Source organism: Streptomyces sp. L500 (assembly GCF_054551825.1).
Window position 1 is genome coordinate 19,283 of the sequence record NZ_JBTOLC010000001.1, and the last position, 26,333, is coordinate 45,615.

Sequence of the window (26,333 nt, forward strand, 5' to 3'; positions counted from 1 at the left end):
GCGAAGGGCGGGTGGGGGTTGAGGCCCCGGTCCCGCCCTTTCACCGTTTCGAGATGCTCACCGCAGGTGCGACGTCTCGTTCAGCAGGCGCAGCGACGCGTTGCCGTCCGCGTAGTACGCCACCGCCGAGAGCGACGCCGCCGAGAGTTCCATGCGGAACAGCGACTCCGGCGGGGCGCCCAGCGCCAGCCGGACGAGGGTCTTGATCGGTGTCACGTGGGTGACCAGCAGCACCGTGCGGCCCGCGTAGCGGGCGATGAGCTTGTCGCGGGAGAGGGAGACGCGGCGGGCGACCGTCGCGAAGCTCTCGCCGCCGCCCGTGGGGGCGGCCTTGGTCGAGGCGAGCCAGGCGTCGAGGTCCTCGGGGAAGCGTTCGCGGACCTCGGTGAACGTCAGACCCTCCCAGCTGCCGAAGTCGGCCTCGCGGAGGCCCTCCTCGACGCGGACGTCCAGGCCGAGCCGGCCGGCGATGGCTTCCGCCGTCTCCCGGCACCGGCGCATCGGCGAGGTGACGATCGCCTGGATGGTGCCGCGCGCGGCGAGCGCGGCGGCGGCCGCCTCGGCCTGGCGGCGGCCGGCGGGGGACAGCTCCGGGTCGCTGCCGCCGCTGCCGGAGAAACGCTTCTCCGGGGTGAGGGCGGTCTCGCCGTGGCGGAGCAGGACGAACGTGGTGGGCGCGCCGAGGTCGGCGGGGGCGGCCCAGCCGACGGGGGCGGCCTTGGGCTCGGCGAGGGGTTCGGCGGCGGGGATCTCCAGGGCCGCGGCGACACCGGTCGTGCCCCGGTCCGCCGACGAGAGGCCGGGCTCCCACTGCCGGCCCGCCTTGCCCGCGTCCATGGCCTCGTTGGCCAGCCGGTCCGCGTGCTTGTTCTTCTCGCGCGGGATCCACTGGTAGGAGACCCGGCCCGCCGGGAAGGCCCGCTGGGCCCGGGCGGCGAGCGGCTTCATGTCGGGGTGCTTGATCTTCCAGCGGCCGGACATCTGCTCGACGACGAGCTTGGAGTCCATGCGGACCTGGACCTCGGCGTCGGGGTCGAGGGCGTGGGCGGCCTCCAGGCCGGCGATCAGGCCCTTGTACTCGGCGACGTTGTTGGTGGCCGTGCCGATGTACTCGGCGGCCTCGGCGAGCGCCTCGCCGGTGACGGCGTCGAGGACGACCGCGCCGTAGCCGGCGGGGCCCGGGTTGCCCCGGGAGCCGCCGTCGGCCTCGACGATGAAGCGGTTGGGCATGGCCGGCTTACAGGCCCGAGTCGGACGTGCGGACCAGGATGCGGCTGCAGTTCTCGCAGCGGACGACCGCGTCCTTGGCGGCCTTGCGGACCTCGTTGAGCTCGGTGATGTCGAGCTCCAGCTGGCAGCCCTCGCAGCGGCGCTGGTAGAGGCGGGCGGCGCCGACGCCGCCCTGCTTCTCCCGCAGCCGGTCGTAGAGCTTGATCAGGTCGGCCGGGATGGAGCCGGCGACGACCTCGCGCTCCTTGGTGACGGTGGCGACCTCGGCGTCGATCGTCGCGGTGGCGGCGTCGCGGCGGGCGACGGCGTCGTCGACCTTGGCCTGGACGGAGGCGACGCGGCCGGTCAGCTCGGTGGCCCGCTCGGCGGCGGCCTCGCGGCGCTCCATGACCTCGAGGACGACGTCCTCCAGGTCGCCCTGGCGCTTGGCGAGGGAGGCGATCTCGTGCTGGAGCTTCTCCAGGTCCTTGGGGGACATGCCGGCGCCGGAGTCCAGGCGCTGCTGGTCGCGGGCGGCGCGCTGGCGGACCTGGTCGACGTCCTGCTCGGCCTTGGCCTGCTCGCGGGCGCAGTCGCTCTCCTCGGTCTGCGCGGCGACGAGGAGGTCGCGGTGCTGGGCGAGGTCGCCCTCGAGGGAGACGATCTCGGCGTGCTCGGGGAGGCTCTTGCGCTTGTGGGCGAGCTGGGTGAGACGGACGTCCAGGGCCTGGAGGTCGAGGAGGCGGATCTGGTCGGCGGGCGCGGCGTTGATTTGGGGGCTCCTGATTACTGGTGATGGGAGGACGACGCCGCGTGGGCGGTCCAGGGGTCGGTGACCGTACGGGAGACATGGGTGCGCAGGCCCCAGCCGTGGCGGTCGGAGATCTCGTCGAGCTGGGCGGCGGCCTGCTCGGTCCAGGGCCATTCGGTGGCCCAGTGGGCGGCGTCCACGAGCGCCAGCGGGCTCTCGGCCCGGGCGTCGGACGCCGGGTGGTGGCGCAGGTCGGCGGTGACGTAGGCGTCGACGCGGGCGGCCCGTACGTCCTCGAAGAGGGAGTCGCCGGAGCCGCCGCAGACGGCGACCGTGCGGATGAGCTGCTCGGGGTCGCCGGCGGCGCGGATGCCCTGGGCGGTGGCGGGCAGCCGCTTGGCGGCGCGCTCGGCGAAGGCGGCCAGGGTCAGCGGCGGGTCGAGCTCGCAGATCCGGCCGAGGCCCCGGCGGCCGGCGGGGTCACTGGGGTCGGGCACGAGGGGGGCGACGACGCGCAGGTCGAGGGCGCCGGCGAGGGCGTCGGAGACGCCGGGGTCGGCGCGGTCGGCGTTGGTGTGCGCGACGTGCAGCGCGATGTCGTTCTTGATCAGGGTGTGCACGGCGCGGCCCTTGAAGGTGCCGGCCGAGACCGTCGTCGTACCGCGCAGATAGAGCGGGTGGTGGGCGACGATCAGGTCGGCGCCGAGCTCCACGGCCTCGTCGACGACTTCCTGGACGGGGTCGACGGCGAACAGGACCCGGGTGATCTCGGCGTCGGGGTCGCCGCAGACCGTACCGACGGCGTCCCACTGCTCAGCGCGCTCCGGGGGCCAGAGGGCTTCGAGGGCGGAGATGACTTCAGACAGTACGGGCACGGAGGAAAGGCTACCTTCCTCCGTGCCCGGCCTTCGCTGACGCGTAGGGCTCCGCCGCTCCGGCCTACTTCTTTCCCTACTTCTTCACGAGGAAGCCGCGGAGGTCGTCGAGGACGCTGTCGGCCGCCGTGACGCCGAGGCCGAGGTACCAGGTCTCGTCGGGGACGTTCTTCGCCTGACCGTCCTTGACCGCCTTGAGGCTCTTCCAGAGCGGGTTGTCCTCGGCGGTGTCGCGCTTGGTCTTGTCGGGGTCGCCGTAGACGCCGGTGAAGATCCAGTCGGCGTCGGCCTGGTCGATGTTCTCGGGGCTGATCTCCACGGCGAGCTTGTCGACCTGCTGGTTCTTGGGCCGGGGCAGGCCGGCGTCCTTGAGGATCGTGCCGATGAACGACTGCTGCGCGTACAGACGGGTGAACTGCGGCAGGTAGCGCAGCATGGTGACCGTCGGCTTCTTGTCGCCGAGGTCGGCGCCGAGCTTCTTCGCCTTGGCCTCGTAGTCCGCCAGCTGCTTCTTGGCCTCGGCCGTCTTGTCGAGTGCGGCGGCGTTGAGGAGGTAGTTCTCCTTCCAGGTGTAGCCCGGGCGGACGGAGAACACGGTGGGGGCGATCTTCGAGAGGTCCTTGTAGTGCTTCTCGGCGCGGAGCTTGCTGCCGAGGATCAGGTCGGGCTTGAGCTCGTTGATCGCCTCAAGGTTGAGGTTGTTGACGGTGCCGACGCTCTTGGGGTCGCCGACGTCCTTCTTGAGGTAGTCGGGGATGCCCTTGCTGCCCTCGCTGGGGGCCCAGCCGACGGGCTTGAGGCCGAGCGAGACGACGTTGTCGAGCTCGCCGACGTCGAGGACGACGACGCGCTGGGGGCGCTGCTTGAGCTCCGTCTTCCCCAGGGCGTGGGTGATGGTGCGCGGGAACTGGCCGGGGGCGGCGTCCGTGCCCATCTTCGCGGTCTGCTCGGCGGCCTTGCCGAAGTCCTTGCCCTTCTCGGACACCGCCTTCGAACCGGCGCCGCCGTCCTTGCCCGATTCCGAGGAGCCGCCGGAGGAGCCGCCGCAGGCGGTGAGCGCGAGGGCGGCGGCTATGGACAGGGCTGCGGCGGCGGTCGTGGTGCCGCGGCGGCGGAGGGACATGGAGCCTCCCGGCTAGGTACTTAGGATCGCCTTACCTTAATCACATGCCCTCCAGGAAGCACACTCACCCCCTTTTCTCCGGCGAACCGGACAACTAACCACCCATACAGGTGAAGCACCCGGGGTCGTGACGCTCCACAGGAATCCGGATAACTACGTTCTGTGCCGGAGGTGACGTTTCCCATGACGGTCTGTGCTCCCCACGGCCCCCAGAGCACTCCGCAGAGCCTTCCGCGGAGCGCGCCGCCGGAGGAACCGAGACGCCCGGCGTTCACCGTTACGGTGGACGGTTCGTACGCGGCCTGGCTCGCCCTCGGCCGCGGCACCGACGGCTGGTTCCCCGAGCGCTGGACCCTCGACGGCCCCGAGCCCTACGCGGTATCCCTGCCCGGCACCCAGCCCGAGGAGCCCGACAGCCAGTTGCTCCCGCTCAGCGACGGCCGGGTCCTCATCCGCCGCCGCGTCGCCGAGCGGTACGCGCTGTCGCTCCTCTACCCCGCCGGGCCCGGCACCGGCGAAGTTCCGCTCGGCGCCATCGAGTGCCCCTACCTGTGCCTGCTGCCCCCCGCGCCCGACGGCAGGTCCGCCTACGCGCTCGTCCACGGCGAGACGCAGACCACCCTGTGGCGGGTGCACGGCGGCAGCGGCGGCCCCGAGCTGCTCGCCACCGTGCCCGGCCGGTGCGAGGGCGGCGCCTGGCTCGACCGCTCCGGACGGCTGCTCGCCCTGGACCGCGAGCTGGACGGGCTGACCAAGGCCGTCGTCGTCGACCTGGGCCGGGGCGGCGAGACCAGCCCGCTGCTCCAGATCACCGAGAAGAGCAACGACCGCCTGCTCCTCGCCGAGCCCGACAGCGGCCTGCTGCTCGTCCGCTCCGACGCGCCCGGCGTCGACCGGCTGGGCTGGGGCGTCCTCGGCTCGGCCCGGCCCGTGCGCTTCCCCGAGTGCCTGCTGCCGGCGGACGCCGAGCTCACCCCCTTCGCCGCCCGGCCCGGCCAGGGCCTGGCCCCCGAGGACTGCGCGGTGGCGTTCCGCGTCGACCAGGGGGCGGGCGGCGACTGGGTGGGCGTGTGGAGCCCGGCCGCCAAACGGCTGCGCCGCTTCCCCGGCCCGACCGGCTGGCTCGCCGGGGCCGGGCTGTGGACGGCGAGCGGGGAGCTGCGGCTGCCGTTCGTGACGGCGAGCGTGCCGTGCGGGCTGGCGCGGGTGCCGGAGGAGGTCGACGAGCTCGTCGAGGAGCTTTCCGACCCCTCGGCGGCGTCGGCCATGACCGCGGTGCCCGTACCGCGGCCGCCGCGGCCCGTGCCGCTGCAGCAGGCGCCGCTCCAGCAGGCGCCTCCCTGTGCGCGTACTCCGTAACGGGGCACAAGGCGGACACACCGTAGGGGACGGGTGGCTCGTTGATCAAGGCCCCGTTAAACTTCGGATGGGGGTCGCGCGGCCGTAGCCGGTCTTGCCAACGACCGTGGCTGGGTGGCGTGTTGGCGGTTGCGTCTGACGTGGTGTTACGTCAAGTTACGCCGTGTGAGGCGGTGCCGTGGCCCCCGATGCGTACGCTTCCCCATCCGACGGAGTGACTTTTCCTCATGCCCGATGCCCGAACCGACACGACCGAGGCGCGCCCGTTCGACGCGTCCGCCGCCCGGGCCGCAGCCGCCGGCGCCGGCACTGGTGCCGGCAGGCACCGTGGTCCGGCGTCGCCGGACGACAGCGCGGTGGCTGGTGCCGCGCACGGCAAGCACCGGCGGGAAACCGACTGACGTCCCGGGGGCTCCGCCCCCGGACCCCCGGTCCTCAAACGCCGGACGGGCTGACTTTGTCAGCCCGTCCGGCGTTTGAGGACGCCTGTCAGGGGAGCCGCGCCGCGAAGCCCTCGCCCGCGTCGCGCCCCGCGTAATAAGGGGTCAGGACCCCGTCCAGCTCCTCGATCGTGAAGACGTCCCCCTTCGTGTCGAAGCGCGCCGCCACCCTCGGCCGCTCCATCACCGCCACCATCCCCCCGTGGACGACGAAGACCTGCCCCGTGATGCCCGCCGCCGGCGGTGACGCCAGATACGCGACCAGCGGAGCCACATGCTCGGGGGCGAGGGGGTCCACGCCGCCCTCCCCCGCGGCAGGGGCGGAGGCGAAGACGTCCTCCGTCATCCGGGTCCGCGCCCGTGGGCAGATCGCGTTCGCGGTGACGCCGTACTTCCGGAGGGCCGACGCCGTCGAGAGGGTCAGGCCGACGATGCCGCCCTTGGCCGCCGCGTAGTTCGGCTGGCCGGGCGAGCCGGCCAGGAACGCCTCGGAGGCGGTGGTGACGATCCGGCCGTGGACCGGGGCGCCGCCCGTCGCCTTGGAGCGGTCGCGCCAGTGCGCGGCGGCGAAGCGGATCGTGTTGAAGTGGCCCTTGAGGTGGACGCGGACGACCGCGTCCCATTCGTCCTCCGTCATCGAGAAGACCATCCGGTCCCGCAGGATGCCCGCGTTGTTGACCAGGATGTCCAGCGAGCCGTACGTGGCGACGGCCAGCTCCACGAGCGCGCGGGCCTGCCCGAAGTCGGAGACGTCGCCGGTGTGGGCGACGGCCTCGCCGCCCGCCGCGCGGATCTCCGCGACGACGGACTCGGCGGGGGCGGCGGAAGGCGCCCCCGTGCCGTCGCGGCCCGGGCGGCCGTAGTCGTTGACGACGACTCGGGCGCCGTGCCGGGCCAGCTCCAGGGCCTCGGCCCGGCCGAGGCCGCGCCCGGCGCCGGTGACGACGGCCGTCCTGCCGAGCAGCGGGCGCGGCGGCATCACAGCATCACCCATGTGCGCAGCGCCTCGCCCGTGCGCATCTGCTCGATGGCGTCGTTGACGCGGGCGAGCGGCACCCGGTGGGTGATCAGGCCCTCCAGGTCGACGCGGCCCGCCCGCCAGAGGGCGATCGCGCGGTCGTAGGAGCGGCGGACGTCACCGCCGCCGTACAAGGAGGGCAGGATCCGCTTCTCGTCGAAGAACAGCTCGAACATGCTGATCCGGAAGTGGTCGTCGAGGGCGCCCGCGCCGACGACGCAGAGGGTGCCGCCGCGCCGGGTGGCCTCGTAGGCGGTGCGGGCGGTGGCGGAGGTGCCGACGACCTCGAAGACGTAGTCGAAGCCCTCGCCGGAGGTGACGCGTGAGGAGGCGTCGGTCAGGCCCTCGGGGGCCACGGCCTCGGTGGCGCCGAAGCGCAGGGCCGCCTCGCGGCGGGAGGCCACCGGGTCGACGGCCACGATCCGGGCGGCGCCGCAGACCTTCGCGCCCTGGATCGCGGAGATGCCCACGCCGCCGCAGCCGATGACGGCGACGGACGCGCCGGGTTCCACCTTGGCGGTGTTGAGGACCGCGCCGAGCCCGGTGGTGACGCCGCAGCCGAGGAGGGCGGCGATCTCGTAGGGCACGTCGTCGGGGATGGGCACGGCGCAGCCCGCGCCGACGACGACCTCCTCGGCGAAGGTTCCGGTGCCGGCGAAGCCGTAGAGGTCCTCGGAGCGGTGACGGAAGTTGGGGGCGGCGGCGTTCGCGAGGCCCGCGAGGCAGAGGTGGGTCTGGCCGCGGGCGCAGGAGGCGCAGTCGCCGCAGGGCGGCAGCCAGCAGATCAGGACGCGGTCGCCCGGCTTGACGTGGGTGACGCCCTCCCCCACTTCCACGACGTCGCCCGCGCCCTCGTGGCCGGGGACGAGGGGGGCGCGCTGGGGCAGGACCCCGGACATGGCGGAGAGGTCGGAGTGGCACAGTCCGGCGGCCCGGACGCGGATCCTGACCTTGCCGGGGCCGAACCCCACGGTCTGGACGCCGTCGAGGACGTCGAGGGTGTCCTGCCCGGTCTTGTGCTGTACGGCGGCGCGCATGGCGGTGCTCCCTTCACGGGTGCGGGTGCCTTCGTGGTTGCGGTTACGCGTACTCGACGAGCGTGTCGGTCAGCACGGGCGCGTCGTCGCGTTCGACGACACCGGCCGTGACCTGCACGCGGCCGGGCCCGGGGGTGTCGCGCCAGATCCGTACGCGCAGGGTCTCGCCGGGATAGACGACGCCGGCGAAGCGGGTGGCGTAGGAGCGCACCCGGGTGACGTCGCCGCCGAGCACGGTGTCCACGACGGCCTTGAGGACGATGCCGTAGGAGCACAGGCCGTGGAGGATCGGCTTGTCGAAACCGGCGATCCGGGCGAACTCGGGGTCGGCGTGGAGGGGGTTCCAGTCGCCGGAGAGGCGGTAGAGGAGGGCCTGGTCCTCGCGGACGTGCCGGTCGACGGTGAGGCCGGGCTCGGCGTCCGGGGCGGGGAGGCGCTCGGTGGTGCCGCGTTCGCCGCCGAAGCCGCCCTCGCCCTTGACGAAGATCTCGCTGACGCCGGTCCACAGGGGTCCGTCGTCGTCCTCGGTGTCCGAGCGGAGCACGATGACGGCCGCCTTGCCCTTGTCGTATACGGCGGCGACGCGCGAGGTCTGGGTGACGCCGGTGGCGCGGATGGGCAGGGGCCGGTGGAGGGTGACGGTCTGTCCGCCGTGGAGGACGGCGGCGAGGTCGATGTCGATGCCGGGCATGGTCAGGGCGCCGGCCACGGCGCGGCCGCCGCCGGCGACCGTCGCGAAGCTCGGGAGGACGTGGAGCCGGCTCTCCAGGGTGTAGCGGAGTTCGCCGGGGTCGGTGGCGAGGCTCCGGCCGCCCTGGTGCGAGCCCGCGCCGATGCCGAGGTGGTAGAGCAGGACGTCCTTGTGGTCCCAGGCGAGCGAGGCGGTCCGGGGTGCGGCGGTGGTCGCCTTGACCGGGTCGATGGGCATGGAGGTGTGCGCTCCTTCGCCGTCCGGAATGCGTAGGCCCGTTGACTAGAACGCGTTCTACTCAACGGGCCCTCATGTATAGCCGATTCCGGTTGACGCCGGAAGACACCGGGCGGCACGGGACCGACAAATGTCATGGCCGACCGCGGACATCCGGACCTGACCCTCCGTTAACCCCTTCCCTAGGATTCCGGTCATGAGAAAGACCACGGGGGCCCCGCTCGACGACATGGAGCGGCACAAACCGCCGGGCAAGTTCGCGTTCCTGCCCTGGCTGTTGATGATTTCCGGCGATGTGCAGGACCTCGCCAAGGGGGCGTTCCCGCATCCCTGGCTGGGCGGCCTGGGCGTCGCCGTGTTCGCCGCCCTCTACACGGCGGCGGTGGTGCTCGGCCTGGACCGGGCGCGGCTGGGCACCCGGACGCCCCGGCTGCTGCTCCTGGGCGTGGCCGTGACCGCCTACGCGCTGTCGCTGGGGTACGGCGGCGAATGGCTGATGTGCTTCCCCGTGCTGTCCCTGGCCGCCGGCATCGTGCTGCGCGGCGACCGGGCGCTGGCCTTCGCGGTGCTGGGCATCGCGGCGTCGGCGGGGGTGATCGCCGGCTGGCACAGCGGCGCCGAGAACGCGATGGTCACGGGCTACGGCTCCGTCATGTCCGGCATGGTGACGTCGGCGGTGCTGCGGCTCTTCGAGACCGTCGCCGAACTCCGCGAGACCCGCGAGGAGCTGGCCCGCTCGGCCGTGGAGCGCGAGCGGCTGCGCTTCTCCCGCGATCTCCACGATCTGCTCGGACACACCATGTCCGTGATCGTGGTCAAGGCGGAGGCGGTGCGCCGGCTCGCCCCCAGGAACCTGGAGGCCGCCCTCGGCCAGGCCGCCGACATCGAGGCCGTGGGCCGGCAGGCCCTCACCGAGATCCGCGAGGCGGTGACCGGCTACCGCGAGGGCAGCCTCACCACGGAGCTCGACCGCGCCCGTTCGGTGCTCGACGCGTCCGGCATCACGGCCGACATCCGCCAGTCGGGCCCGCCGCTGCCGTCGCAGACGGCGGCGCTGCTGGGCTGGGTCGTCCGGGAGGGGGTCACCAACGTCGTCCGGCACAGCAGGGCGCAGCGGTGCGTGATCGAGGTCCGGGGCGCGGAGGACCGGGTTCATCTGGAGATCAGCGACGACGGGCGCGGCGTAGGGTCGGAGCCGGGCGGGGCGCCCGGGTCGGGCGGCAACGGCCTGAAGGGCCTGGCCGAGCGGCTGGCCGCCGGTGGCGGCTCCCTGACGTCGGGCCCCGACGGGAAGCGGGGCTTCCGCCTGGTGGCGGAGCTTCCGGTGGACGAGAACGACGGGGTCGAGAGCGACGAGGAGGAACGGGTCGCGTGAGCAGCGAGCTGATCAAGGTGCTTCTGGCGGAGGACCAGGGGATGATGCGCGGTGCGCTGGCGCTGCTGCTCGGGCTGGAGGACGACATCGAGATCGTCGCCCAGGTCGGCAACGGCGACGACATCGTCCCCAAGGCCCTTGAGGCGTGCCCCGACATCGCGCTGCTGGACATCGAACTCCCCGGCCGCAGCGGCCTCGACGCCGCCGCCGACCTCCGCACCCGGCTCCCGGAGTGCCGGGTGCTGATACTGACCACGTTCGGCCGCCCCGGCTATCTGCGGCGGGCGATGGAGGCGGGGGCGTCGGGGTTCCTGGTCAAGGACGGCCCGGTCGAGGACCTGGCGGCGGCGATCCGCCGGGTGCTGGCGGGCGAGCGGGTCATCGACCCGGCGCTGGCGGCGGCGGCGCTCAGCGCGGGGCCGAATCCGCTGACGCAGCGGGAACGCGACGTGCTGACGGCGGCGGTGGACGGGGCGACGGTCGCGGACATCGCGGCGAAGGTGCACTTGTCGCCGGCGACGGTGCGGAATTATTTGTCGGCGGCGATCGGGAAGACCGGGACTCGGAACCGGATGGAGGCCGTTCGGGCAGCCCGCCAGAACGGGTGGTTGTAGGCCCCAAGGGCCGATTCCAGCCCCGCCGGCGTTTGAGGCGCGGGGTCTGGGGCGGAGCCCCGGGAAACGGGAAGGGGCGGGGTTGGGGAAAATGGCCCCCAGCCGCAGCCGGCACCGCACACACGCAGAACGGGGACGGACCCAATGCAACCCACGCCCGACATACTCGCCGCCTTCGAGGCCGCGAAGGGATTCATGCCGGTGGACGAGGGCCTCGCCCTGTACGCCGCCGCGCGGGACGCGGGGCGGCTGGGGTTGCCGCTGCTGGAAGTGGGCACGTACTGCGGCCGTTCGACGATCCTCCTCGCCGACGCGGCCCGCGAGGCCGGCACCGTCGCGGTGACCGTCGACCACCACCGCGGCAGCGAGGAGCAGCAGCCCGGCTGGGAGTACCACGACCCGTCCGTCGTGGACGACGACCCGGGCGTGGGCCGGATGGACACGCTGCCGACGTTCCGCAGGACGCTCTACAAGGCGGGCCTGGAGGAGCACGTCATCGCCGTCGTCGGGCGATCGCCCCAGGTGGCGAAGGTGTGGCAGGCGCCGCTCGGGCTGGTCTTCGTCGACGGCGGGCACACCGACGAGCACGCGAACGCCGACTACGAGGGGTGGGCGCCCCACGTCGCGCCCGACGGCCTGCTCGTCATCCACGACGTGTTCCCCGACCCCGCCGACGGCGGTCAGGCCCCATACCGCGTGTATCTCCGGGCGCTCGCGTCCGGTGCGTTCACCGAGGTCTCCGTGACGCGCTCGCTGCGCGTACTGCGGCGTACGGGTCTCGGAAACTGAGCGGCGGCGCTAGCATCGCCCGCGTGTCCCACGGCAGCGTTCTCCCCATAGCCCGGCGTCTCGTCGCCGGGCCGACAGTGGTGCTCCTGGCGGCCGGGCTGGCCGGGTGCGGCGGTGGTGCGGTCGGTATGGGCGGCGGTGACGACGGGAAGAAGCCCGTGGCCGCCGCTTCGTCGTCCTCGCCGAGCACGTCCTCATCCGCACCGGCCTCGCCGTCGCCCGCGAGCACCGCGCCACAGCCCGCCGGGAGCGAGCCGGCCTCCGCCGAACCGAAGGGCTCCGAAGCCGAACCCGCCGGTGACGGGCCGCTGCGGGGCAAGGTCGTCGTGATCGACCCCGGCCACAACATCCACAACGCCGAGCACTCCGCCGAGATCAACCGTCAGGTCGACATCGGCACCGGCCGCAAGGAGTGCGACACCACCGGCACCGAGACCAACTCCGGCTACGCGGAAGCGTCCTTCAGCCTCGACGTCGCGCACCGGCTGCGCGCGATCCTCCAGTCGCGGGGCGCCAAGGTCGTGCTGACGCACGACGGCGACCGGCCGTACGGGCCGTGTGTCACCGAGCGCGCCGAGATCGGGAACAAGGCGCACGGCGACGCCGCCGTGTCCATCCACGCGGACGGCGCGGAGCCCGGCCAGCGCGGCTTCCATGTGATCCTGCCCGCGCGGGTGCGCGGCGGCGCGGCCGACACCGCCCCGATCGTGGAGCCGTCGAAGGAGCTGGGGGCGCGCGTCGCGGGGAACTTCGTGAAGGTCACCGGCAGCGCCCCGTCCAATTACATCGGGCACGGCACCGGGCTCGACACCCGGGGGGATCTGGGCGGTCTCAATCTGTCGACGATTCCCAAGGTGTTCATCGAGTGCGGCAATATGCGCGACGCGCAGGACGCCGCTCTGCTCACCGACGGGAACTGGCGCGAAAAGGCGGCGCAGGGGATCGCGGACGGCATTACGGACTTCTTGCACGGGTAAGGAGGACCGGAGCGCGGGCCCCCGAACAGGCAGGCCACGGCCGTGTCACGAGGGTGATACGAAGAGGACGCCCTGGCCGCCCAGGCGATAGGTTCCCCTTACGATGGGTGGCCGCCACCCCCGCAGCGACGATTACTGACAGTACTGACAAAGGATTTTAGGTGAACATCCGCTCCCTCACTCGAGGCGACGGCGGGGTGATCGGAGCAGCGGTGTTGCTGTTCATCGCCTCGTTCCTCAGCTTCCGTTCGTACGACTGCGGGCAGGCGACGGTCGGCTGCCCCAAGGAGCCGATCGGCTGGAAGCCTGAACTCTTCCCCGTACTGCCGTCGATCTTCCTCGCCGGAATCATCGCCGCCGCTCTGATCGTCGCCGCCCGGTTCCAGCCGGAGGGGCGCAAGCTCGTCGGGCTCAGCCTCGACCAGTGGGGCACCGCGTTCGCCGTGTTCGCGGCCTGGTCCTCGCTGTGGACGATCTTCGGTGGCCCGGACGTGGAGCAGATCTCGCCCGGTGTCGGCCAGATCCTGGGGCTGATCGCCAACCTCGTGCTCGCGGCCGTCGCGGTGCTGACGCCGCGCACCCCCGCCCTCAAGGCCCCGCTGATGCCCGCGCCGCAGGCCGCGGCCCCCGCCCCGTACGGCGCGCAGCCGCCGCACGCGGGCTACGGCTACCCCGGCCCGGCGGCCGGCGCCCCGCAGCCGGGGGCTCCGTCCCCGTACGGCGCGCAGGCCACCATGCCGTTCGGCGGCCCGGCCGCCCAGCCGCAGCAGGCCCAGCAGGCTCAGCCGGCGCAGGCCCAGCCGCAGCAGCAGGCCCAGCCGGCCGCCGCGCAGCCCGCCGCCGGTCAGCCGGGCGCGCCCGCCGCGGACTTCGCCCCGTTCTGGTTCGCGGTGCCGGTGAACCGGCCGCTGTTCGCGGAGGACGGCTCCTCGAACCAGGTCGGCGAGCTCGCGCCGGGCACCTGGTACCTCGCGGTCGACCAGCGCGGTGCCGCGATCGTCGCGCAGACGCAGGACGGCCGTCGCGGCCTGCTCCAGGACACGACGGGCATTCAGCGCGGCTGAGGCCCTTGAGTTCGTAGTGACGGCCCGCCGGGTTCCACCCGGCGGGCCGTCGCGCGTCCGGCCTCGTCGCCCTTGTCACCGCCATCCGGCGGCCCTAAAGTCCTTCGCCTGACGGTGCGTCAGAGGAGGTCCGCGATGCGGCTCGGTCTCGCCCTCGGCTATTGGGGCCGCCGCCCCGACCCCCGGCACGTGGAGCTCGCCCGGCACGCCGAGCGGCTCGGCTACCACTCCGTCTGGACCGCCGAGTCCTGGGGATCCGACGCCTTCACCCCGCTGACGTGGATCGCCGCCCACACCCGCCGCATCCGGCTCGGCACCGCCGTCGCCCAGATGGCCGCCCGTTCCCCCGCCGCCACCGCGATGCACGCCCTGACCCTCGACCACCTCTCCGGCGGCCGGCTGCTGCTCGGGCTGGGGCTCTCGGGGCCGCAGGTGGTGGAGGGCTGGTACGGGCGCCCGTTCCCGGACAGTCCGCTGACCGCGACCCGCGAGTACGTGGAGGTCGTCCGGCAGGTGCTGCGCCGCGAGGCGCCGGTGGCCCTCGACGGGCGCTACCACCCCCTCCCCTACCCGGGGCCCGGCGCGACGGGGCTCGGCAAGCCGCTGCGGTCCGTCACCCATCCCCTCCGCCCGGACCTGCCGGTCCTGCTGGGCGCCGAGGGCCCGCGCAACATCGCCCAGACCACGCGCATCGCGGACGGCTGGCTCCCCCTCTACTGGTCTCCGACCCGGACCGGGCTCCACACCGAGGCTCTCGCCGAGGCGCCGAAGGGCTTCCTCGTCGCTCCCATGGCGCAGGTGCGCGTCTGCCCGGCGGGGGAGCTCGCGGAGGGGCTGCGGCCGGTGAAGGCCATGCTCGCCTTCTACATCGGCGGCATGGGCCACGCCACCCGCAATTTCCACGCCGCCCTGATGGGCCGGATGGGGTACGCGGAGGAGGCGCGCCGGATCCAGCGGCTGTTCCTCGCCGGGCGGCGGGAGGAGGCGGTCGGGGCCGTGCCCGACGCCTTCGCCGACGAGATCTCGCTGGTCGGCCCGCGCGAGCGCATCGCCGAGCGGCTGGCGCTGTGGCGTGCGGGCCCGGTCACCGACCTCCTGGTGACGACCCGGGACCCGGACGCCCTCACCCTCCTCGCCGAGCTGAACTCCTGAGCCCGGCCGGCTTCCCGACGGCCTACCCGGTCAGCGCGGGTCTGCCCTCCTTGTGGAGCCAGGTGTCGAAGAGACCGCCCAGATCCTTGCCCGTCCGGCTCTCGCAGAGCCGGACGAACGCCTTCGTGTCGGCGTTCCCGTAGCGGTGTTCCCGGACCCAGGCGCGGAGGATGCCGAAGAACTCGCGGTCGCCGACCGCCTCCCGGAGCTTCTGGAGCGCCATCGCGCCCCGGCCGTAGACGGGCGGGTCGGTGAGGTTCCGCGGGGTGGGCGAGTCGGGCGGGAAGTCCCAGATGGTCGTGCCGCCGGGACCCTTGCTGTTCGGGTCCCGGCCGTCGTAGTAGTCGGTGAAGATCTCCCGCGTCGTACGGCCGCCCCGCTTCTCCTCCCACAGCCATTCGGCGTAGGTGGCGAAGCCCTCGTTGAGCCAGACGTCCCGCCAGGTGCTCGGGGTGACCGCGTTGCCGAACCACTGGTGGGCCAGCTCGTGGACGATCGTGGTGGCGCCGGGGGCGCCCTGGTAGTACGGCTTGGGCTGGGTCTCCAGGGCGTAGCCGACCCGGGCGTTGTGGTCGACGACCCCGCCCGTCGAGGAGAAGGGGTACGGGCCGAACAGCCCGCTCTCCCACTCGACGACCTCGGGCAGCAGCTTCACCATGTCCGGCGCGGCCGCGGCCTCCTCGGGGGCGGCGGCGATGTAGTAGGGCAGCCCGTGCGGCGTCCTGCCGGTCGTCACGGTGAACCGGCCGACGGCGACGGTCGCCAGATAGCTCGCCAGGGGCTCCCCGCTGTGCCAGACGAAGGCGGTCCGGCCGCCGGGCTCGTGCTCCGTCCGGACGAGCTCGCCGTTGGCGACGGCGGTGTAGCCGTCGGGGACGGTGACGGTGATGTCGTAGGCGGCCTTGTCGGAGGGGTGGTGATTGCCGGGGAACCAGGCCGTCGAGCCCGCCGGCTCGCCGAGGGCGACCGCGCCGTCGACCGACGCCGAGCGGACCCAGCCCTCGATCGAGCCGTCCGCGTCCGTGATCTCCTCCGGCCGACCGGCGTACTCGACGACCGTCTCGAAGGCGGCGTCCTTCCGCAGCGGCGCGGCCGGGCGCACCGTCAGTTCGCCGCCGGCGCGGTGCGTCCGGGCCGGTTTTCCGTCGACGCGGGCGGCGCGGACGGTCAGGCCCTTGAGGTCGAGGTCGAAGGAGGAGAGGTCCTGGGTGGCACGGGCGCTGATGACGGCGGTGGCCGCGAGGCGGCGGGTGCCGGGGTCGTAGTCGAGAGTGAGTCCGTAGTGGCGGACGTGGTAGCCGCCGTTGCCGAGGCGGGGGAAGAGGGGGTCGCCCACGCCGGCCGCGCCGGGGCGGGGGCCGTGGCCGCCGCCACCGCCGACGCACGCGGTGGCGGCCAGGAGCGCCAGCAGGGCGGACACGACGGGCCGCCGCCGTGTCCTCACCTTCATCGACGGCCCTTCATCAGAAGGAGGCCCGCTCCAGCCAGTGCTCCAGCACCGCGCGGTCGCCGACGACCTCCACCAGGCCGGTGTCGGCCGGGAGCCGCCGGTAGAACACGCGCAGGACCTCCGTCAGCGGGCCCCGGACGGCCACGGCCGCCTTCTCGTGCGCCCGGCGCCACTCGACGCTCTCGCCGCTCGCGTCGATGAACCACTCGGCGTTCAGCTCGGGCGGGGTGTCCGTGGCGTGGAGGTGGAGGGTGCGCCCCTCCCCCAGGAGCTCCTTGAGCTGCGGCTTCCAGGCCATCGCCAGCGGCGACGTGATGATGCCCAGCCACTCGTCGACGGTGTCCGCGGCGACGTCCTGCTCGATCGTGAACGGGGCGCCGGCGGCGGAGGCGGCGTCGGCGCGGTGCATCACCGTCTCGTGCGTCATCCGGCGGGCCCAGAAGCCCGACGTCCGCTCCCGCCCGAACGTCCACACCGGAACGTCCGGCCCCGCCTCCCGCAGCGCCGCGACCACTTCCTCGGCCCCCTCGGCCAGCCACGCGTCGAGCCCGGCGGCGTCCAGCTCCTCGGCCCCGGCGGTGGAATCGAGGGACGGGTCCGGGGTGAAGTCGACGATCCGCTCGCGCACCAGCCCCGCCGCCCAGCGGTGGGCGTGGCCGAGGTGCCGCGCCAGTTGGGCGACGGTCCAGTCGGGGCAGGTGGGCACGACGGTATCGACGGGGACGCCGCGCAGGACGGCGCGCGTCCGGTCGGTCTGGGCGAGGATCTCCGAACAGTAACGGTCATGGCTCAAAAGGGTCATGGCGCCACTTTAGGGCGGGGGTACGACAACGCACAGGGCGCGTGGGCCCGTTCGGGCGTCAGCTCCCTCCGCCCTTCTGCACGTCGGAGAACGACGGCACCTTGTCGGTGACCGGGGCGCCCGCGCTTTTGCCCGCGTCCTTGACGCTCGTGACGACCTTGTCGAAGTCGTTGATGTCGGCGTCCCCGGCCTCGCCCTTGCGGAGTTTGGTCCCCAGCCCCTTGAGGGACTCGATGCCGGCGGTCACCGGGGCCAGAGCCTTGCTGAGCGTCGGATCGCCCTTGGCGTTGTTGACGGCGGCCTTGAGCCGGTTGTACGCGAACGTACCGGCCAGGCCCGCCTTGACCAGCGAGCCGGTGCGGCCGTCGGCGCCCTTCTTGAAGGCGCCGTTGCGGAAGGGCTTGACGATCCACTGGTAGGTGGCGCCGGCGGCGAGGCCCGCGTTGGTGACGAAGCGGGTCTTGGCGAACCGCTGGCGTTCCGCCGATCCGGTGGCGGTGGGACCGGGCTCGCCGCCCTGCGTCCCGCTCTTCGCGGTCTTGCCACCGCCGCAGGCCGTGCCCGTGAGGAGCAGGCCGCAGGCCAGGAGCAGGGCGACGGCCGCCCGGCGGGCGCGCTGAGACACGGATACCTCCCGGGGGTGGTCCCTCTCAGGTTCGCCCACCGCGTCCGGTTCCGCCACCGGTTCGCTCCGACCGGTGCCGACAGCGCTCTCCTCCACGCCGGCCCGCCCGCGTCGACGTTTTCGTCAGCCACGCCGAGCGGGCCCGTCTCGGACGCCGGGCCCGTCGGGGCGTCAGCCGTCGCAGCAGTCGGGCTCCAGGCCGGACGGCAGGCGCTCGCCGCCGAAGACCGCCGTCGTCGCCTCGTCGCCGCCGAGGGCGGCGACGGCGAGCAGCAGGGAGCCGGCCGTCCACGTCGTGCGTTCCTCGGGCCAGACGGCCTTGTCGTCGAAGACGTAGCCCGTCCAGTACATGCCGTCCTCGGCGCGCAGGTGCTGGATCCACTGGAGGATGTCGACGGCCCGGTCGGACTCGCCCATCGCCCACAGGGCCAGCGCCAGTTCGCAGCTCTCGCCGCCGGTGACCCAGGGGTTGGGGACGACGCAGCGGACACCGAGGCCGGGGACGACGAAGTCGTCCCAGCGCTCCTCGATGCGCTCCTTGGCCGCCGGGCCGGTCAGGGCGCCGCCGAGGACCGGGTAGTACCAGTCCATGGAGTAGCGGCTCTTGTCGAGGAAGCGCTCCGGGTGGTGGCGTATGGCGTGGGCCAGGAGGCCGGCGGCCAGCTCCCAGTCCGGCTGCGGCTCCTCGCGGTGCTCGGCGATGGCCAGCGCGCAGCGCAGCGCCTGGTGGATGGAGGAGCAGCCGGTGAGCAGGGCGTCGGTGACGTCCGTGCCGTCGTCCTCCCGCTTCCAGCCGATCTGGCCGCCCGGCTGCTGGAGCCGGAGGACGAACTCGACGGCGGCGAAGACGGTCGGCCACATGCGGTCGAGGAAGGCGTCGTCGCCGGTGGAGAGGTAGTGGTGCCAGACGCCGACGGCGACGTAGGCGACGAAGTTCGTCTCGCGGGAGCGGTCGGCGGGCCGTGCGGCGTCGCCGTCGGCGTAGGCGGCGTACCAGGAGCCGTCGGGGTTCTGGTGGTCGGCGAGCCAGCGGTAGGCGGCCTCGGCGCGGCGGCGCTCGCCCGCGGCGTCCAGGGCCATGGCGGCCTCGACGTGGTCCCAGGGGTCGAGGTGGTGGCCGGTGAACCACGGTATGGCGCCGTCCGGGCGCTGGACGGCGGCGATGCCGGCGACGGTGCCGGCCGCCTCCTCGGCGGTCAGGACGCCCGGCAGGACGAGGCGTTCGGTGCGGCCGGGGCCGCTGAAGGCGGTCACTTGGCGGCGCCCTCGGGCAGGTGCGGCTTGGTCGCGTAGGCGACGAAGCTCTTGCCGATGACGGGGTTGAGCAGCTGCTCGGCGACGCGCGTGGCGGCGGGCTTCTTCATGATGTCCCAGACCAGCAGCTTGTGGTACGCGCGGACGGGCAGCACCTTGTCGTTGTCGACGCCGAAGGCGCACTTGAGCCACCAGTAGGGGCTGTGGAGGCCGTGGGCGTGGTGGGTGCCGTAGGGCTTGAGGCCGGCCTCGGTCATCTTGCGGAGGAGTTCGTCGGCCTTGTAGATGCGGATGTGGCCGCCCTCGACCTCGTGGTACGCGTCGCTGAGCGCCCAGCAGATCTTCTCCGGGCCGTAGCGGGGCACGGTGACGGCTATCCGGCCGCCGGGCTTGAGGACGCGCACCATCTCGGCGAGCACGCCCTTGTCGTCCGGGATGTGCTCCATGACCTCGGAGATGATGACGACGTCGAAGCTCGCGTCGGGGAAGGGCAGCGCGAGGGCGTCGCCCTCCATGGCGGTGGCGGTGGCGCCCTCGGGGGCCTCCCCCGCCTCCTTCATGGCGGCGAACCACTTGGCGACCTCACGGATCTCGTCCGCGTTGCGGTCGAGGGCGACGACCCGGGCGCCGCGCCGGTAGCACTCGAAGGCGTGGCGGCCGGCGCCGCAGCCGAGGTCGAGGACGCGGTCGCCCGCGGCGAGCGGGAAGCGGGAGAAATCGACGGTCAGCACGGAGTGTTCACTTTCTCGTGGATTCGGCACCGCCGGGCTCGTTGACGGTGGTTGGGCGCCGTCGCGGCGGGACGGGTGCCCCCACCGCCGCGGCGCCGGCCGGCCCCCGCCGGCGTCATCCGGCGGTGCCCGACCGGCCCGGCGTCGCTCCGGCCCGCGCGATCGCCGCGCGATAGTGCTCGGCCGTCCCGATCGCCGCCTGCCGCCAGGTGAACCTGGCCAGGACGCGTTCCCGGCCCGCCGCCCCCAGGCGCCGCCGCAGGTCCGCGTCGCCGAGGAGCCGGGAGAGCCCGGCGGCCAGCGCGTCCGCGTCGCCCGGCGGTACCGCCAGGCACGTCTCGCCGTCGGGCCCGGCGACCTCGGGGATCGCTCCCCCGGTCGTGGCCACCAGCGGGGTGCCCGTGGCCATGGCCTCGGCGGCCGGCAGCGAGAACCCCTCGTACAGCGACGGCACGCACGCGACCTGCGCCGAGCGGACGAGGTCGACGAGCTCCTCGTCCGTGATGCCCTTGACGAACTCCACCGCGTTCTCCAGGCCGTGGCGGCGGATCGCGGCGGCCACCGGCCCGTCCTCGGCGCGCTTGCCGACGACGACCAGGTGGGCGTCCGGGTGCCGGGCGCGGACCGGGGCGAGCGCGTCGATCAGGTGGATCAGGCCCTTGAGCGGGACGTCCGCGCTCGAGGTGGTGACGATCCGCCCCGGCACCTCGGCGACGGACGGATCCGGCGAGAAGAGATCGGTGTCGGCGCCGATGTGGACGACGTGGACCCGCTCCCGGCGCACCCCGAGGTGGTCGACGATCTCCTGGCGGGAGGAGCCGGAGACGGTCAGCACGGACGGCAGCCGCCTGGCGACACGTTTCTGCATGCGGGTGAACGCGTACCAGCGGCGTACGGACGCCCGGCGCTTCCAGTCCTTCGCGGCGTCCAGCTCCAGCTGCCGGTCGACGGTGATGGGGTGGTGGACGGTGGTGACGAGCGGCGCGCCGATGGCGCCGGGGCCGCCCAGGAGCCCGTAGCCGAGGGTCTGGTTGTCGTGGACGACGTCGAAGTCGCCGCGCCGGGCGGCGAGATGGCGGCGGGCGCGCAGCGAGAACGTCAGCGGCTCGGGGAAGCGCCCGGCCCACATGGTGCCGACCTCCAGGAGGTCGATCCAGTCGCGGTACTCCTCGCGGCGCGGGGTGCGGAAGGGGTCCGGCTGCCGGTAGAGGTCGAGGCTGGGGAGCTCGGTGAGCGGCACGCCCCCGTCGAGGACGGGGTAGGGCTGGGCGCCGATGACCTCGACGGAGTGGCCGAGGCGGGCGAGCTCGCGGGAGAGGTGGCGGACGTAGACGCCCTGGCCGCCGCAGAAGGGGTTGCCCTTGTAGGTGAGCATCGCGATGCGCAGCGGCGAATCGCCACGCGCGGGGTCGCCCCCGGCCGGGAGGCTGCTGCGGGCTCGCGTGACCGATGCCTCCGTGGCCTCAGCGGTCACTCCGGCCTCCTTCTCGCTGGCTGTTCCGCCGGAGCGTAACGGGTCGCGCTAATCTAGAACAAGTTTCAGACTGGGTCGTCAGAAGCTTGAATCTACCGGGATGTCAGGGGACCGAAAGAGCGTCGCCGGGTGATTCGCGCCACGACCCGACCCCTGTCATGCTGTGCCGTCCAAGGCCCCCCGGCAAGGCCCCCGGGTGCCGCCGGACGGAGTGTTGCACGACACGATGAAACGGGACATATGACGATGGAATCCAGGACGACGGAATCCACGTCGGCCGTGCCGCCCCTCGTGTCCGCCCCCGCCCTGACCGCGCGTCAGGAGGCCCGGCGCCGCCGGATCCTCCAGGCCACCACCCGGCTGGCGAGCCGCGGCGGCTTCGACGCCGTCCAGATGCGGGAGGTCGCCGAGTCCTCGGGCGTCGCCCTCGGCACGCTCTACCGCTACTTCCCGTCCAAGGTCCATCTGCTGGTCGCCACCATGCGCGACCAGCTGGAGCAGCTCCACGCCGCGCTGCGCGAGCGCCCCCCGACGGAGGACGACCCGGCCGCGCGCGTCGCCCAGACCCTGATGCGGGCGTTCCGCGCGATGCAGCGCGAACCGCATCTGGCCGACGCCATGGTGCGCGCCCTGACCTTCGCCGACCGGTCGGTGAGCGCCGAGGTGGACACGGTCTCCCGGCTGACCACCACCATCATCCTGGACGCCATGGGCCCGGCGGGCCCGCCCACCCCGGCCCAGCTGTCGGCCGTCCGCGTCATCGAGCACACCTGGCACTCGGCGCTGATCACCTGGCTGTCGGGGCGGGCGTCCATCGCGCAGGTGAGGATCGACATCGAGACGGTCTGCCGCCTCATCGGCCCGGAGTCGTCGCGCCAGGCGTACAGCGACCGGAGTTGAGGCGGACCCGACCTGCCCCCTACGCCCTTACGCCCCCCGGGTAGCGGGTAACTGCACCCGGAGCGATGGCTCGCGCCGGTATGAATTTACTGGCGTGTCCGAGGCGTTTCGCCACACGGAGCGGGAGAGGCAGACCGTGATACGGGTCCTTCTGATACACGACACCTATCTGCTGCGCATGGCACTGGCGGCACTCCTCGGCAGAGAACCGGACCTGGACGTGTTCTCTACCTCCTGGCGGGGCGCGGCCACCGCGGCCCGGACGACCCGGCCCGATGTGTGCGTGGCCGACATGGACAGCCCGGACGCGGTCGAGTGCGTGAACCTGCGGGCGGACACCCGGCCGGGGAACGTCCGGGCGGGGGACGGACGGAACGGGGAGGTCCGGGCTGGGGACGGACGGACCGGGGGCGGGCGATGTCCGGAAGGCGACGGCGGCGAACGGGCCGTCGGCCGGCCCGCCCTGCTGGCGCTGACGACCACCGGACGCCCCGGCCCGCTGCGTCGTGCCTATGAGGCCGGCGCCCTGGGCTACCTCAGCAAAAACGCTTCTCCTGACCGGCTGGTCGAAGGCATACGGCATGTCGCGAAGGGCGAGCGCTACATCGACGAGACGCTCGGCTTCGGCTTCCTCCAGGCGGCCGAGATCCCCCTGACCCGGCGGGAGCTGAGCGTGCTCTCACTCGCCGCCGAGGGCGCCTCCGTCGGCGAGATCGCGCGCAGCCTCCACCTGTCGAACGGAACCGTGCGCAACTACATGGCCGCCATCACCCGGAAGACCGGGGCCCGCAACCGGGTGGACGCGATCCGCATCTCGCGCGGCGCCGGCTGGGTGTGAGGAACGCCGCCCCCCGCCCATCAGCTCCCGGTACGACGCCGAACGCGCCATGAGCTCCCGGTGCGTGCCTGCGACCGTACCGGGACCGTCCATGACCAGCACGCGATCCGCGCGCCGGGCCGAGCCCGCGCGGTGCGCGACGACCACGAGGGTGCCGCCGGGGCGCGCCGCGAAGGCGCCCTCGGCGCGCGCCTCGGCGGCGGGGTCCAGGTGGCAGGCCGCCTCGTCCAGCAGCGCCACGGGGGCCGGCGAGAGGTACGCGCGGACCAGCGCGATCAGTTGCCGCTCCCCCGCCGAGAGCTCGTCCGGCGTCACGGGTGCGTCCAGCCCGCCCAGCCGCCGGACGAGCGCGTCCGCGCCGATCGCCTCGGCGGCGGCCAGCACCTCGCGCTCGCCGACGGGGTCGTCGCGCAGGTAGCGCAGGTTGTCGCCGACGGTGCCGGAGAAGACGTACGCCTCCTGCGGGATGAGTACGCGCCGCGCCGCCGCCCCCTCGGCGCGCGCCGCCGCGCCGCCTACCCGCACCTCGCCGGACGACGGTTCCAGCAGCCCCGCGATCAGCCCCGCCAGCGTGGACTTGCCCACGCCGCTCGGCCCGACGACGACCAGCCGCGTGCCGGGCGCGAGGGTGAGGTCGAGGTCGCGGACGACGGGCTCGGCGTGGGCGCCGTAGCCGAAGGTGACGCGGCGCAGTTCGACGGCGGGGGCGGCGGGGTCGGTGGTGGGCCCTGGAGCAGTGGTGGATGTCGGCTCCGGGGCCGCCGCCGTCAGCCTCCGGACGACCACCGCCAGCCGTGAACCGCTCGTGCCCAGCCCGTGGATGAGGCTCTGGAGCGCGGGCAGCAGCGACTGCGTCAGGTACGCCAGCGCGCCGACGAGGGCGCCCGGGGTCACCCCGTGGTCCAGCAGCCAGGGCGTCGCGACGAGCAGCGGCACGACGGGGAAGCGGCCCGCGAGGGCCAGGGCCGCCGCCCTCGCCACGGACCAGCGGGCGAGCGCGGTCGAGGCGCGGAGCTCGGCGTCGACGAGCGCGCCCGTGTCCGTTCGTACGCGTGCCTCGCCGCCGCCCGCGGCGATGTCGCGCAGGCCCGCGCACGCCTCGCCGAACGACTGCGCCAGCGCCTCGTCGGCTACCAGGAACGCCTCCTGGCGGCGGGCCAGCGGCCGCAGGGTCGCGAGGAACAGCCCGAGGCCGAGGAGGAGCGGCGGTACCACGACGGCGAGGAGGACGGGCGCGAGCAGGAACAGGCCCACCAGGGCGCCGGCGGCCGTGAAGACGAACGAGCGCGTCACCATCACCAGGCCGGCGAACGTGTCGCGGGCGATCTCCACTTGGTGGGTGAGCCGGGAGACGGCGGCGGCGTCGCCGTCGTCCAGCGCGCGGGTCACGACGCGGCGGACGAGCGCGTCCCGGAAGGGCTCGACGAGCGCGGCCACGCCCCGGAAGGTCCGCCCGGTGCCATAGGCGCCGACGACGACGGCGACCGCGGCGGCCGCGAGCCAGAGCAGGCCGGTGGCCGGGCGACCGGCCAGGAAGCCGGTGTCGAGGGCGCGGGCGAGGGCGTAGCCGGTGGTGAGGGTGTGGGCGGCCTCGACGGCGGACCAGGCGGCGAGGGCCGCGAGGACGCGGCGGTGGCGTGACAGGTGGGTCAGGAGCGGGTGGTTCGGCACCGCCGTACACCTCCGATTCGGTTGCGCGCCGTTGCGGCGGGGAAGAGGCCCCTGTCCCGCCCTTTCACCGTTTCCCGGGGCGAAGCCCCGGCCCCCGCGAGGAGCCCTGTCACCCCTCGAACACCGCCCGGTACCCCGGCAGGCGCCAGAGCTCCGTGTGCGGGCCGACGGCCCGTACGCGGCCCCCGTCCAGCCAGGCGACGCGGTCGGCCCGTTCCGCCGTCGCGAGCCGGTGGGCGACGATCAGCCGGGTGCGGGCGGCGACGTCGTGCAGCAGCGCGTCGGCCACCCGTGCCTCCGTGACCGAGTCGAGGCTGGACGTGGCGTCGTCCAGGATCAGCAGCCGGCCCGCGTGGGCGAAGGCGCGGGCGAGGCCGAGGCGTTGGGCCTCGCCGCCGGAGAGGGGCGCGGCCGCGCACGCGGTGTCGTAGCCGTCCGGCAGCCGCCGTACGAAGTCGTCCGCGCACGCCGCGCGGGCGGCGTCGACGACGGCCTCGGGCGGGGGCGCGAACGAGCCGAAGGCGAGCGTCCCGCCGATCGTGCCGCCGAGCAGCGCCGGGCGGGCGAAGGCGTAGCCGACCTGGCGGCGCAGTTCGTCGTGGGCGAGCTCGCGCAGCGGGACCCCGTCGAGGGTGATCTCGCCCGCGTCGGGGTCGGCGAGACGGCCGGCCAGTTCGGCGAGGACGGACTTGCCCGTGCCGGAGCGGCCGACGACGGCCGTCGTCGAGCCGCCCGGTACGACGAGGTCCACCCCGCGCAGCACCGTCCGCCCGCCGCGCTCGGCGGCGACGCCGCGCAGCCGCAGCGTGCCGTCGCCGTCGGCGGGCAGCCGCCGGGTGCCGTGGACGGTCGGCGGCAGGGCGTGGACCTCGGCCAGGCGGCGCGCGGCGGTACGTCCGTGGACCAGTGCCCCCAGGTGCCCGACGAGCATGCCGACGCCCGTCGCGAGGACCGCGTAGCGGGACGCCGCCAACAGCTCGCCGACGGTCAGCCTGCCCCGCGACAGCTCCAGTCCGGCGACGGCGAGGACGGCGATCTGGAGCAGCGGCACCAGGGCCGTCGCCTGGGCGGAGGAGCGGCCCTGGACCCGCCACATGCGGTGGCCGTGGAGGGAGAGGCCGGGGAGGGGTTCGAGGACGCGGTCCCGTTCGCGGGCGGCCGTGCCGGCGGCCGCGATGGTCCGGGCGCCGCCGACGGCCTCCATCAGCCTCCCGGCGAGCTCGCCCTGCAGGCGCTGGTAGCCGGCGAGGCTGTCGGTGGATGCGCGGGTGAACGCCCGGAGCAGCAGCGCGAGCAGCGGCGCGCCCGCGAGGAACACGAGGGCGAGCCACGGGTCGAGGAGGGCGAGCGCGACGATGCCGCCGATCGGGCCGACGACGGCGGTGACGGTACCGGCGACGGTCGTCGGGGCCGTCCCGGCCTGCGCGGCGTTGCCGACGAGCCGGGCGACGAGGTCGCCCGGCGTCATCCGGGCCGTGGCCCGGGGGCCCGCCGCGAGGACGTGACCGAGCGCGGTGCGGCGCAGCCGGGCGGTGGTGCGGGCGGTGGTGGTGGCGTTGAGGTACTCGCCGAGCGCGTCGAGGACGGCGGGGACGCAGACGAGGGCGGCGCAGAGGGCCACCCAGCGGTGGGTCGCTTGCCCCTTCAGCAGCAGGTCGAGGGTGTGCCCGAGCACGGCGGGCAGCAGCAGGGCCGCGCCCGTGCTCGCGGTGGCGATCAGGACGAGGGCGGCGGTGCGGGGGGCGGCGGCGCGGAGGGTGGTGGCGAGGAGGCGGTCGCCGCCGCGTTGGCCGGTTTCCGGGGCCGTCAGGATCATGCGGTCGTCCTCGCGTCGGTGGTGCCTTGTACCGGGGGCGGGTTCGGCACCGCCGGACCGG

At 73.9% G+C, this 26,333-nt stretch carries 24 protein-coding genes and 1 pseudogene; 10 read left to right on the top strand and 15 right to left on the bottom strand.

Annotated features, from left to right (window positions below):
• Positions 1-57 precede the first annotated feature (57 nt).
• The 4 genes from ACX9I7_RS00085 to ACX9I7_RS00100 form a co-directional block, all read right to left on the bottom strand.
• Positions 58-1,230, bottom strand: coding sequence for a bifunctional RNase H/acid phosphatase (locus ACX9I7_RS00085; protein WP_387574603.1), 1,173 nt, complete (start codon positions 1,228-1,230; stop codon positions 58-60).
• Positions 1,231-1,237: 7 nt separating this feature from the next.
• Entirely contained in the window at positions 1,238-1,981 is a 744-nt protein-coding gene (locus tag ACX9I7_RS00090) for a zinc ribbon domain-containing protein (RefSeq protein WP_387574715.1), read from the bottom strand.
• 14 nt (positions 1,982-1,995) lie between these two features.
• A complete protein-coding gene (locus ACX9I7_RS00095; RefSeq protein WP_189451897.1) occupies positions 1,996-2,835 on the bottom strand; it encodes a Nif3-like dinuclear metal center hexameric protein in 840 nt (279 codons plus the stop codon).
• A 76-nt stretch (positions 2,836-2,911) separates the two neighbouring features.
• Complete coding sequence (locus ACX9I7_RS00100) at positions 2,912-3,958, bottom strand: ABC transporter substrate-binding protein (protein WP_459386081.1); 1,047 nt, start codon at positions 3,956-3,958, stop codon at positions 2,912-2,914.
• A 282-nt stretch (positions 3,959-4,240) separates the two neighbouring features.
• Here ACX9I7_RS00100 and ACX9I7_RS00105 point away from each other — a divergent pair, with 282 nt between their 5' ends.
• Positions 4,241-5,317: a hypothetical protein gene (locus ACX9I7_RS00105; protein WP_387574608.1), complete on the top strand. Its 1,077-nt coding sequence runs from the start codon at positions 4,241-4,243 to the stop codon at positions 5,315-5,317.
• A gap of 227 nt (positions 5,318-5,544) precedes the next feature.
• On the top strand, positions 5,545-5,718 hold the full coding sequence (locus tag ACX9I7_RS00110; RefSeq protein WP_189451899.1) for a hypothetical protein: 174 nt from the start codon (positions 5,545-5,547) through the stop codon (positions 5,716-5,718).
• An 88-nt stretch (positions 5,719-5,806) separates the two neighbouring features.
• Here ACX9I7_RS00110 and ACX9I7_RS00115 read toward each other — a convergent pair whose 3' ends face one another.
• From ACX9I7_RS00115 to ACX9I7_RS00125, 3 genes are read right to left on the bottom strand one after another with little or no spacing between them, the layout of a single operon-like run.
• A complete protein-coding gene (locus ACX9I7_RS00115; protein ID WP_459386082.1) occupies positions 5,807-6,751 on the bottom strand; it encodes a 3-oxoacyl-ACP reductase in 945 nt (314 codons plus the stop codon).
• Positions 6,736-7,812: a Zn-dependent alcohol dehydrogenase gene (locus tag ACX9I7_RS00120; RefSeq protein ID WP_387574612.1), complete on the bottom strand. Its 1,077-nt coding sequence runs from the start codon at positions 7,810-7,812 to the stop codon at positions 6,736-6,738. The genes ACX9I7_RS00115 and ACX9I7_RS00120 overlap by 16 nt, the downstream gene beginning before the upstream one ends.
• Before the next feature lie 43 nt (positions 7,813-7,855).
• Entirely contained in the window at positions 7,856-8,740 is an 885-nt protein-coding gene (locus ACX9I7_RS00125; RefSeq protein WP_387574614.1) for a MaoC/PaaZ C-terminal domain-containing protein, read from the bottom strand.
• A 196-nt stretch (positions 8,741-8,936) separates the two neighbouring features.
• Between ACX9I7_RS00125 and ACX9I7_RS00130 the strand changes: the two genes are divergently transcribed.
• The 6 genes from ACX9I7_RS00130 (at position 8,937) to ACX9I7_RS00155 (ending at position 14,711) form a co-directional block, all read left to right on the top strand.
• On the top strand, positions 8,937-10,115 hold the full coding sequence (locus tag ACX9I7_RS00130; protein ID WP_459386083.1) for a sensor histidine kinase: 1,179 nt from the start codon (positions 8,937-8,939) through the stop codon (positions 10,113-10,115).
• An 8-nt stretch (positions 10,116-10,123) separates the two neighbouring features.
• A complete protein-coding gene (locus ACX9I7_RS00135) occupies positions 10,124-10,729 on the top strand; it encodes a response regulator (protein WP_387574717.1) in 606 nt (201 codons plus the stop codon).
• A 144-nt stretch (positions 10,730-10,873) separates the two neighbouring features.
• Positions 10,874-11,518, top strand: coding sequence for a class I SAM-dependent methyltransferase (locus tag ACX9I7_RS00140; RefSeq protein WP_387574618.1), 645 nt, complete (start codon positions 10,874-10,876; stop codon positions 11,516-11,518).
• 23 nt (positions 11,519-11,541) lie between these two features.
• Positions 11,542-12,495, top strand: a complete 954-nt coding sequence (locus ACX9I7_RS00145; RefSeq protein WP_459386084.1) for an N-acetylmuramoyl-L-alanine amidase — start codon at positions 11,542-11,544, stop codon at positions 12,493-12,495.
• Between the two features lie 161 nt (positions 12,496-12,656).
• Positions 12,657-13,559: a DUF5336 domain-containing protein gene (locus ACX9I7_RS00150; protein ID WP_189451906.1), complete on the top strand. Its 903-nt coding sequence runs from the start codon at positions 12,657-12,659 to the stop codon at positions 13,557-13,559.
• A 135-nt stretch (positions 13,560-13,694) separates the two neighbouring features.
• Entirely contained in the window at positions 13,695-14,711 is a 1,017-nt protein-coding gene (locus ACX9I7_RS00155; RefSeq protein ID WP_387574622.1) for an LLM class F420-dependent oxidoreductase, read from the top strand.
• Positions 14,712-14,733: 22 nt separating this feature from the next.
• Here ACX9I7_RS00155 and ACX9I7_RS00160 read toward each other — a convergent pair whose 3' ends face one another.
• The 6 genes from ACX9I7_RS00160 to ACX9I7_RS00185 form a co-directional block, all read right to left on the bottom strand.
• The gene (locus tag ACX9I7_RS00160; protein ID WP_459386085.1) at positions 14,734-16,161 is read right to left on the bottom strand and encodes a M1 family metallopeptidase; all 1,428 of its coding nucleotides are present in this window, start codon (positions 16,159-16,161) and stop codon (positions 14,734-14,736) included.
• Positions 16,162-16,174: 13 nt separating this feature from the next.
• On the bottom strand, positions 16,175-16,963 hold the full coding sequence (locus tag ACX9I7_RS00165; RefSeq protein ID WP_459386086.1) for a maleylpyruvate isomerase family mycothiol-dependent enzyme: 789 nt from the start codon (positions 16,961-16,963) through the stop codon (positions 16,175-16,177).
• Positions 16,964-17,021: 58 nt separating this feature from the next.
• A complete protein-coding gene (locus tag ACX9I7_RS00170; protein WP_387574629.1) occupies positions 17,022-17,588 on the bottom strand; it encodes a hypothetical protein in 567 nt (188 codons plus the stop codon).
• 171 nt (positions 17,589-17,759) lie between these two features.
• Positions 17,760-18,842, bottom strand: coding sequence for a prenyltransferase/squalene oxidase repeat-containing protein (locus ACX9I7_RS00175; protein WP_459386087.1), 1,083 nt, complete (start codon positions 18,840-18,842; stop codon positions 17,760-17,762).
• Entirely contained in the window at positions 18,839-19,573 is a 735-nt protein-coding gene (locus tag ACX9I7_RS00180) for a class I SAM-dependent methyltransferase (RefSeq protein WP_189451912.1), read from the bottom strand. Before ACX9I7_RS00180 ends, ACX9I7_RS00175 begins: the two co-directional genes overlap by 4 nt.
• A gap of 115 nt (positions 19,574-19,688) precedes the next feature.
• Positions 19,689-21,047 carry a glycosyltransferase family 4 protein gene (locus ACX9I7_RS00185; protein WP_387574635.1) on the bottom strand — a complete coding sequence of 453 codons (1,359 nt, stop codon included), beginning with the start codon at positions 21,045-21,047 and terminating at the stop codon, positions 19,689-19,691.
• Between the two features lie 246 nt (positions 21,048-21,293).
• On the opposite strand from ACX9I7_RS00185, the gene ACX9I7_RS00190 reads away from it, so the two are divergent.
• Together ACX9I7_RS00190 and ACX9I7_RS00195 are read left to right on the top strand one after the other, a co-directional pair.
• Complete coding sequence (locus tag ACX9I7_RS00190) at positions 21,294-21,947, top strand: TetR family transcriptional regulator (protein WP_459386386.1); 654 nt, start codon at positions 21,294-21,296, stop codon at positions 21,945-21,947.
• Between the two features lie 292 nt (positions 21,948-22,239).
• Positions 22,240-22,701, top strand: a pseudogene (locus ACX9I7_RS00195) (LuxR C-terminal-related transcriptional regulator); the annotation flags it as partial.
• Here ACX9I7_RS00195 and ACX9I7_RS00200 read toward each other — a convergent pair.
• Positions 22,627-24,456 (bottom strand): ATP-binding cassette domain-containing protein, encoded by a 1,830-nt coding sequence (locus tag ACX9I7_RS00200; RefSeq protein ID WP_459386088.1) that lies wholly within the window; start codon positions 24,454-24,456, stop codon positions 22,627-22,629. The pseudogene ACX9I7_RS00195 and the gene ACX9I7_RS00200 sit on opposite strands and share 75 nt — an antisense overlap.
• Positions 24,457-24,565: 109 nt before the next feature.
• Positions 24,566-26,272 (bottom strand): ABC transporter ATP-binding protein, encoded by a 1,707-nt coding sequence (locus ACX9I7_RS00205; RefSeq protein ID WP_459386089.1) that lies wholly within the window; start codon positions 26,270-26,272, stop codon positions 24,566-24,568.
• Between the last annotated feature and the right edge of the window lie 61 nt (positions 26,273-26,333).

Bases quoted from the DNA above. Each gene is read 5' to 3' on its own strand.
- ACX9I7_RS00125 (WP_387574614.1), bottom strand. From the start codon at position 8,740: ATGCCCATCGACCCGGTCAAGGCGACCACCGCCGCACCCCGGACCGCC.
- ACX9I7_RS00120 (WP_387574612.1), bottom strand. From the start codon at position 7,812: ATGCGCGCCGCCGTACAGCACAAGACCGGGCAGGACACCCTCGACGTC.
- ACX9I7_RS00130 (WP_459386083.1), top strand. From the start codon at position 8,937: ATGAGAAAGACCACGGGGGCCCCGCTCGACGACATGGAGCGGCACAAA.
- ACX9I7_RS00085 (WP_387574603.1), bottom strand. From the start codon at position 1,230: ATGCCCAACCGCTTCATCGTCGAGGCCGACGGCGGCTCCCGGGGCAAC.
- ACX9I7_RS00110 (WP_189451899.1), top strand. From the start codon at position 5,545: ATGCCCGATGCCCGAACCGACACGACCGAGGCGCGCCCGTTCGACGCG.
- ACX9I7_RS00140 (WP_387574618.1), top strand. From the start codon at position 10,874: ATGCAACCCACGCCCGACATACTCGCCGCCTTCGAGGCCGCGAAGGGA.
- ACX9I7_RS00205 (WP_459386089.1), bottom strand. From the start codon at position 26,272: ATGATCCTGACGGCCCCGGAAACCGGCCAACGCGGCGGCGACCGCCTC.
- ACX9I7_RS00115 (WP_459386082.1), bottom strand. From the start codon at position 6,751: ATGGGTGATGCTGTGATGCCGCCGCGCCCGCTGCTCGGCAGGACGGCC.
- ACX9I7_RS00165 (WP_459386086.1), bottom strand. From the start codon at position 16,963: ATGACCCTTTTGAGCCATGACCGTTACTGTTCGGAGATCCTCGCCCAG.
- ACX9I7_RS00100 (WP_459386081.1), bottom strand. From the start codon at position 3,958: ATGTCCCTCCGCCGCCGCGGCACCACGACCGCCGCCGCAGCCCTGTCC.
- ACX9I7_RS00160 (WP_459386085.1), bottom strand. From the start codon at position 16,161: ATGAAGGTGAGGACACGGCGGCGGCCCGTCGTGTCCGCCCTGCTGGCG.
- ACX9I7_RS00155 (WP_387574622.1), top strand. From the start codon at position 13,695: ATGCGGCTCGGTCTCGCCCTCGGCTATTGGGGCCGCCGCCCCGACCCC.
- ACX9I7_RS00190 (WP_459386386.1), top strand. From the start codon at position 21,294: ATGGAATCCAGGACGACGGAATCCACGTCGGCCGTGCCGCCCCTCGTG.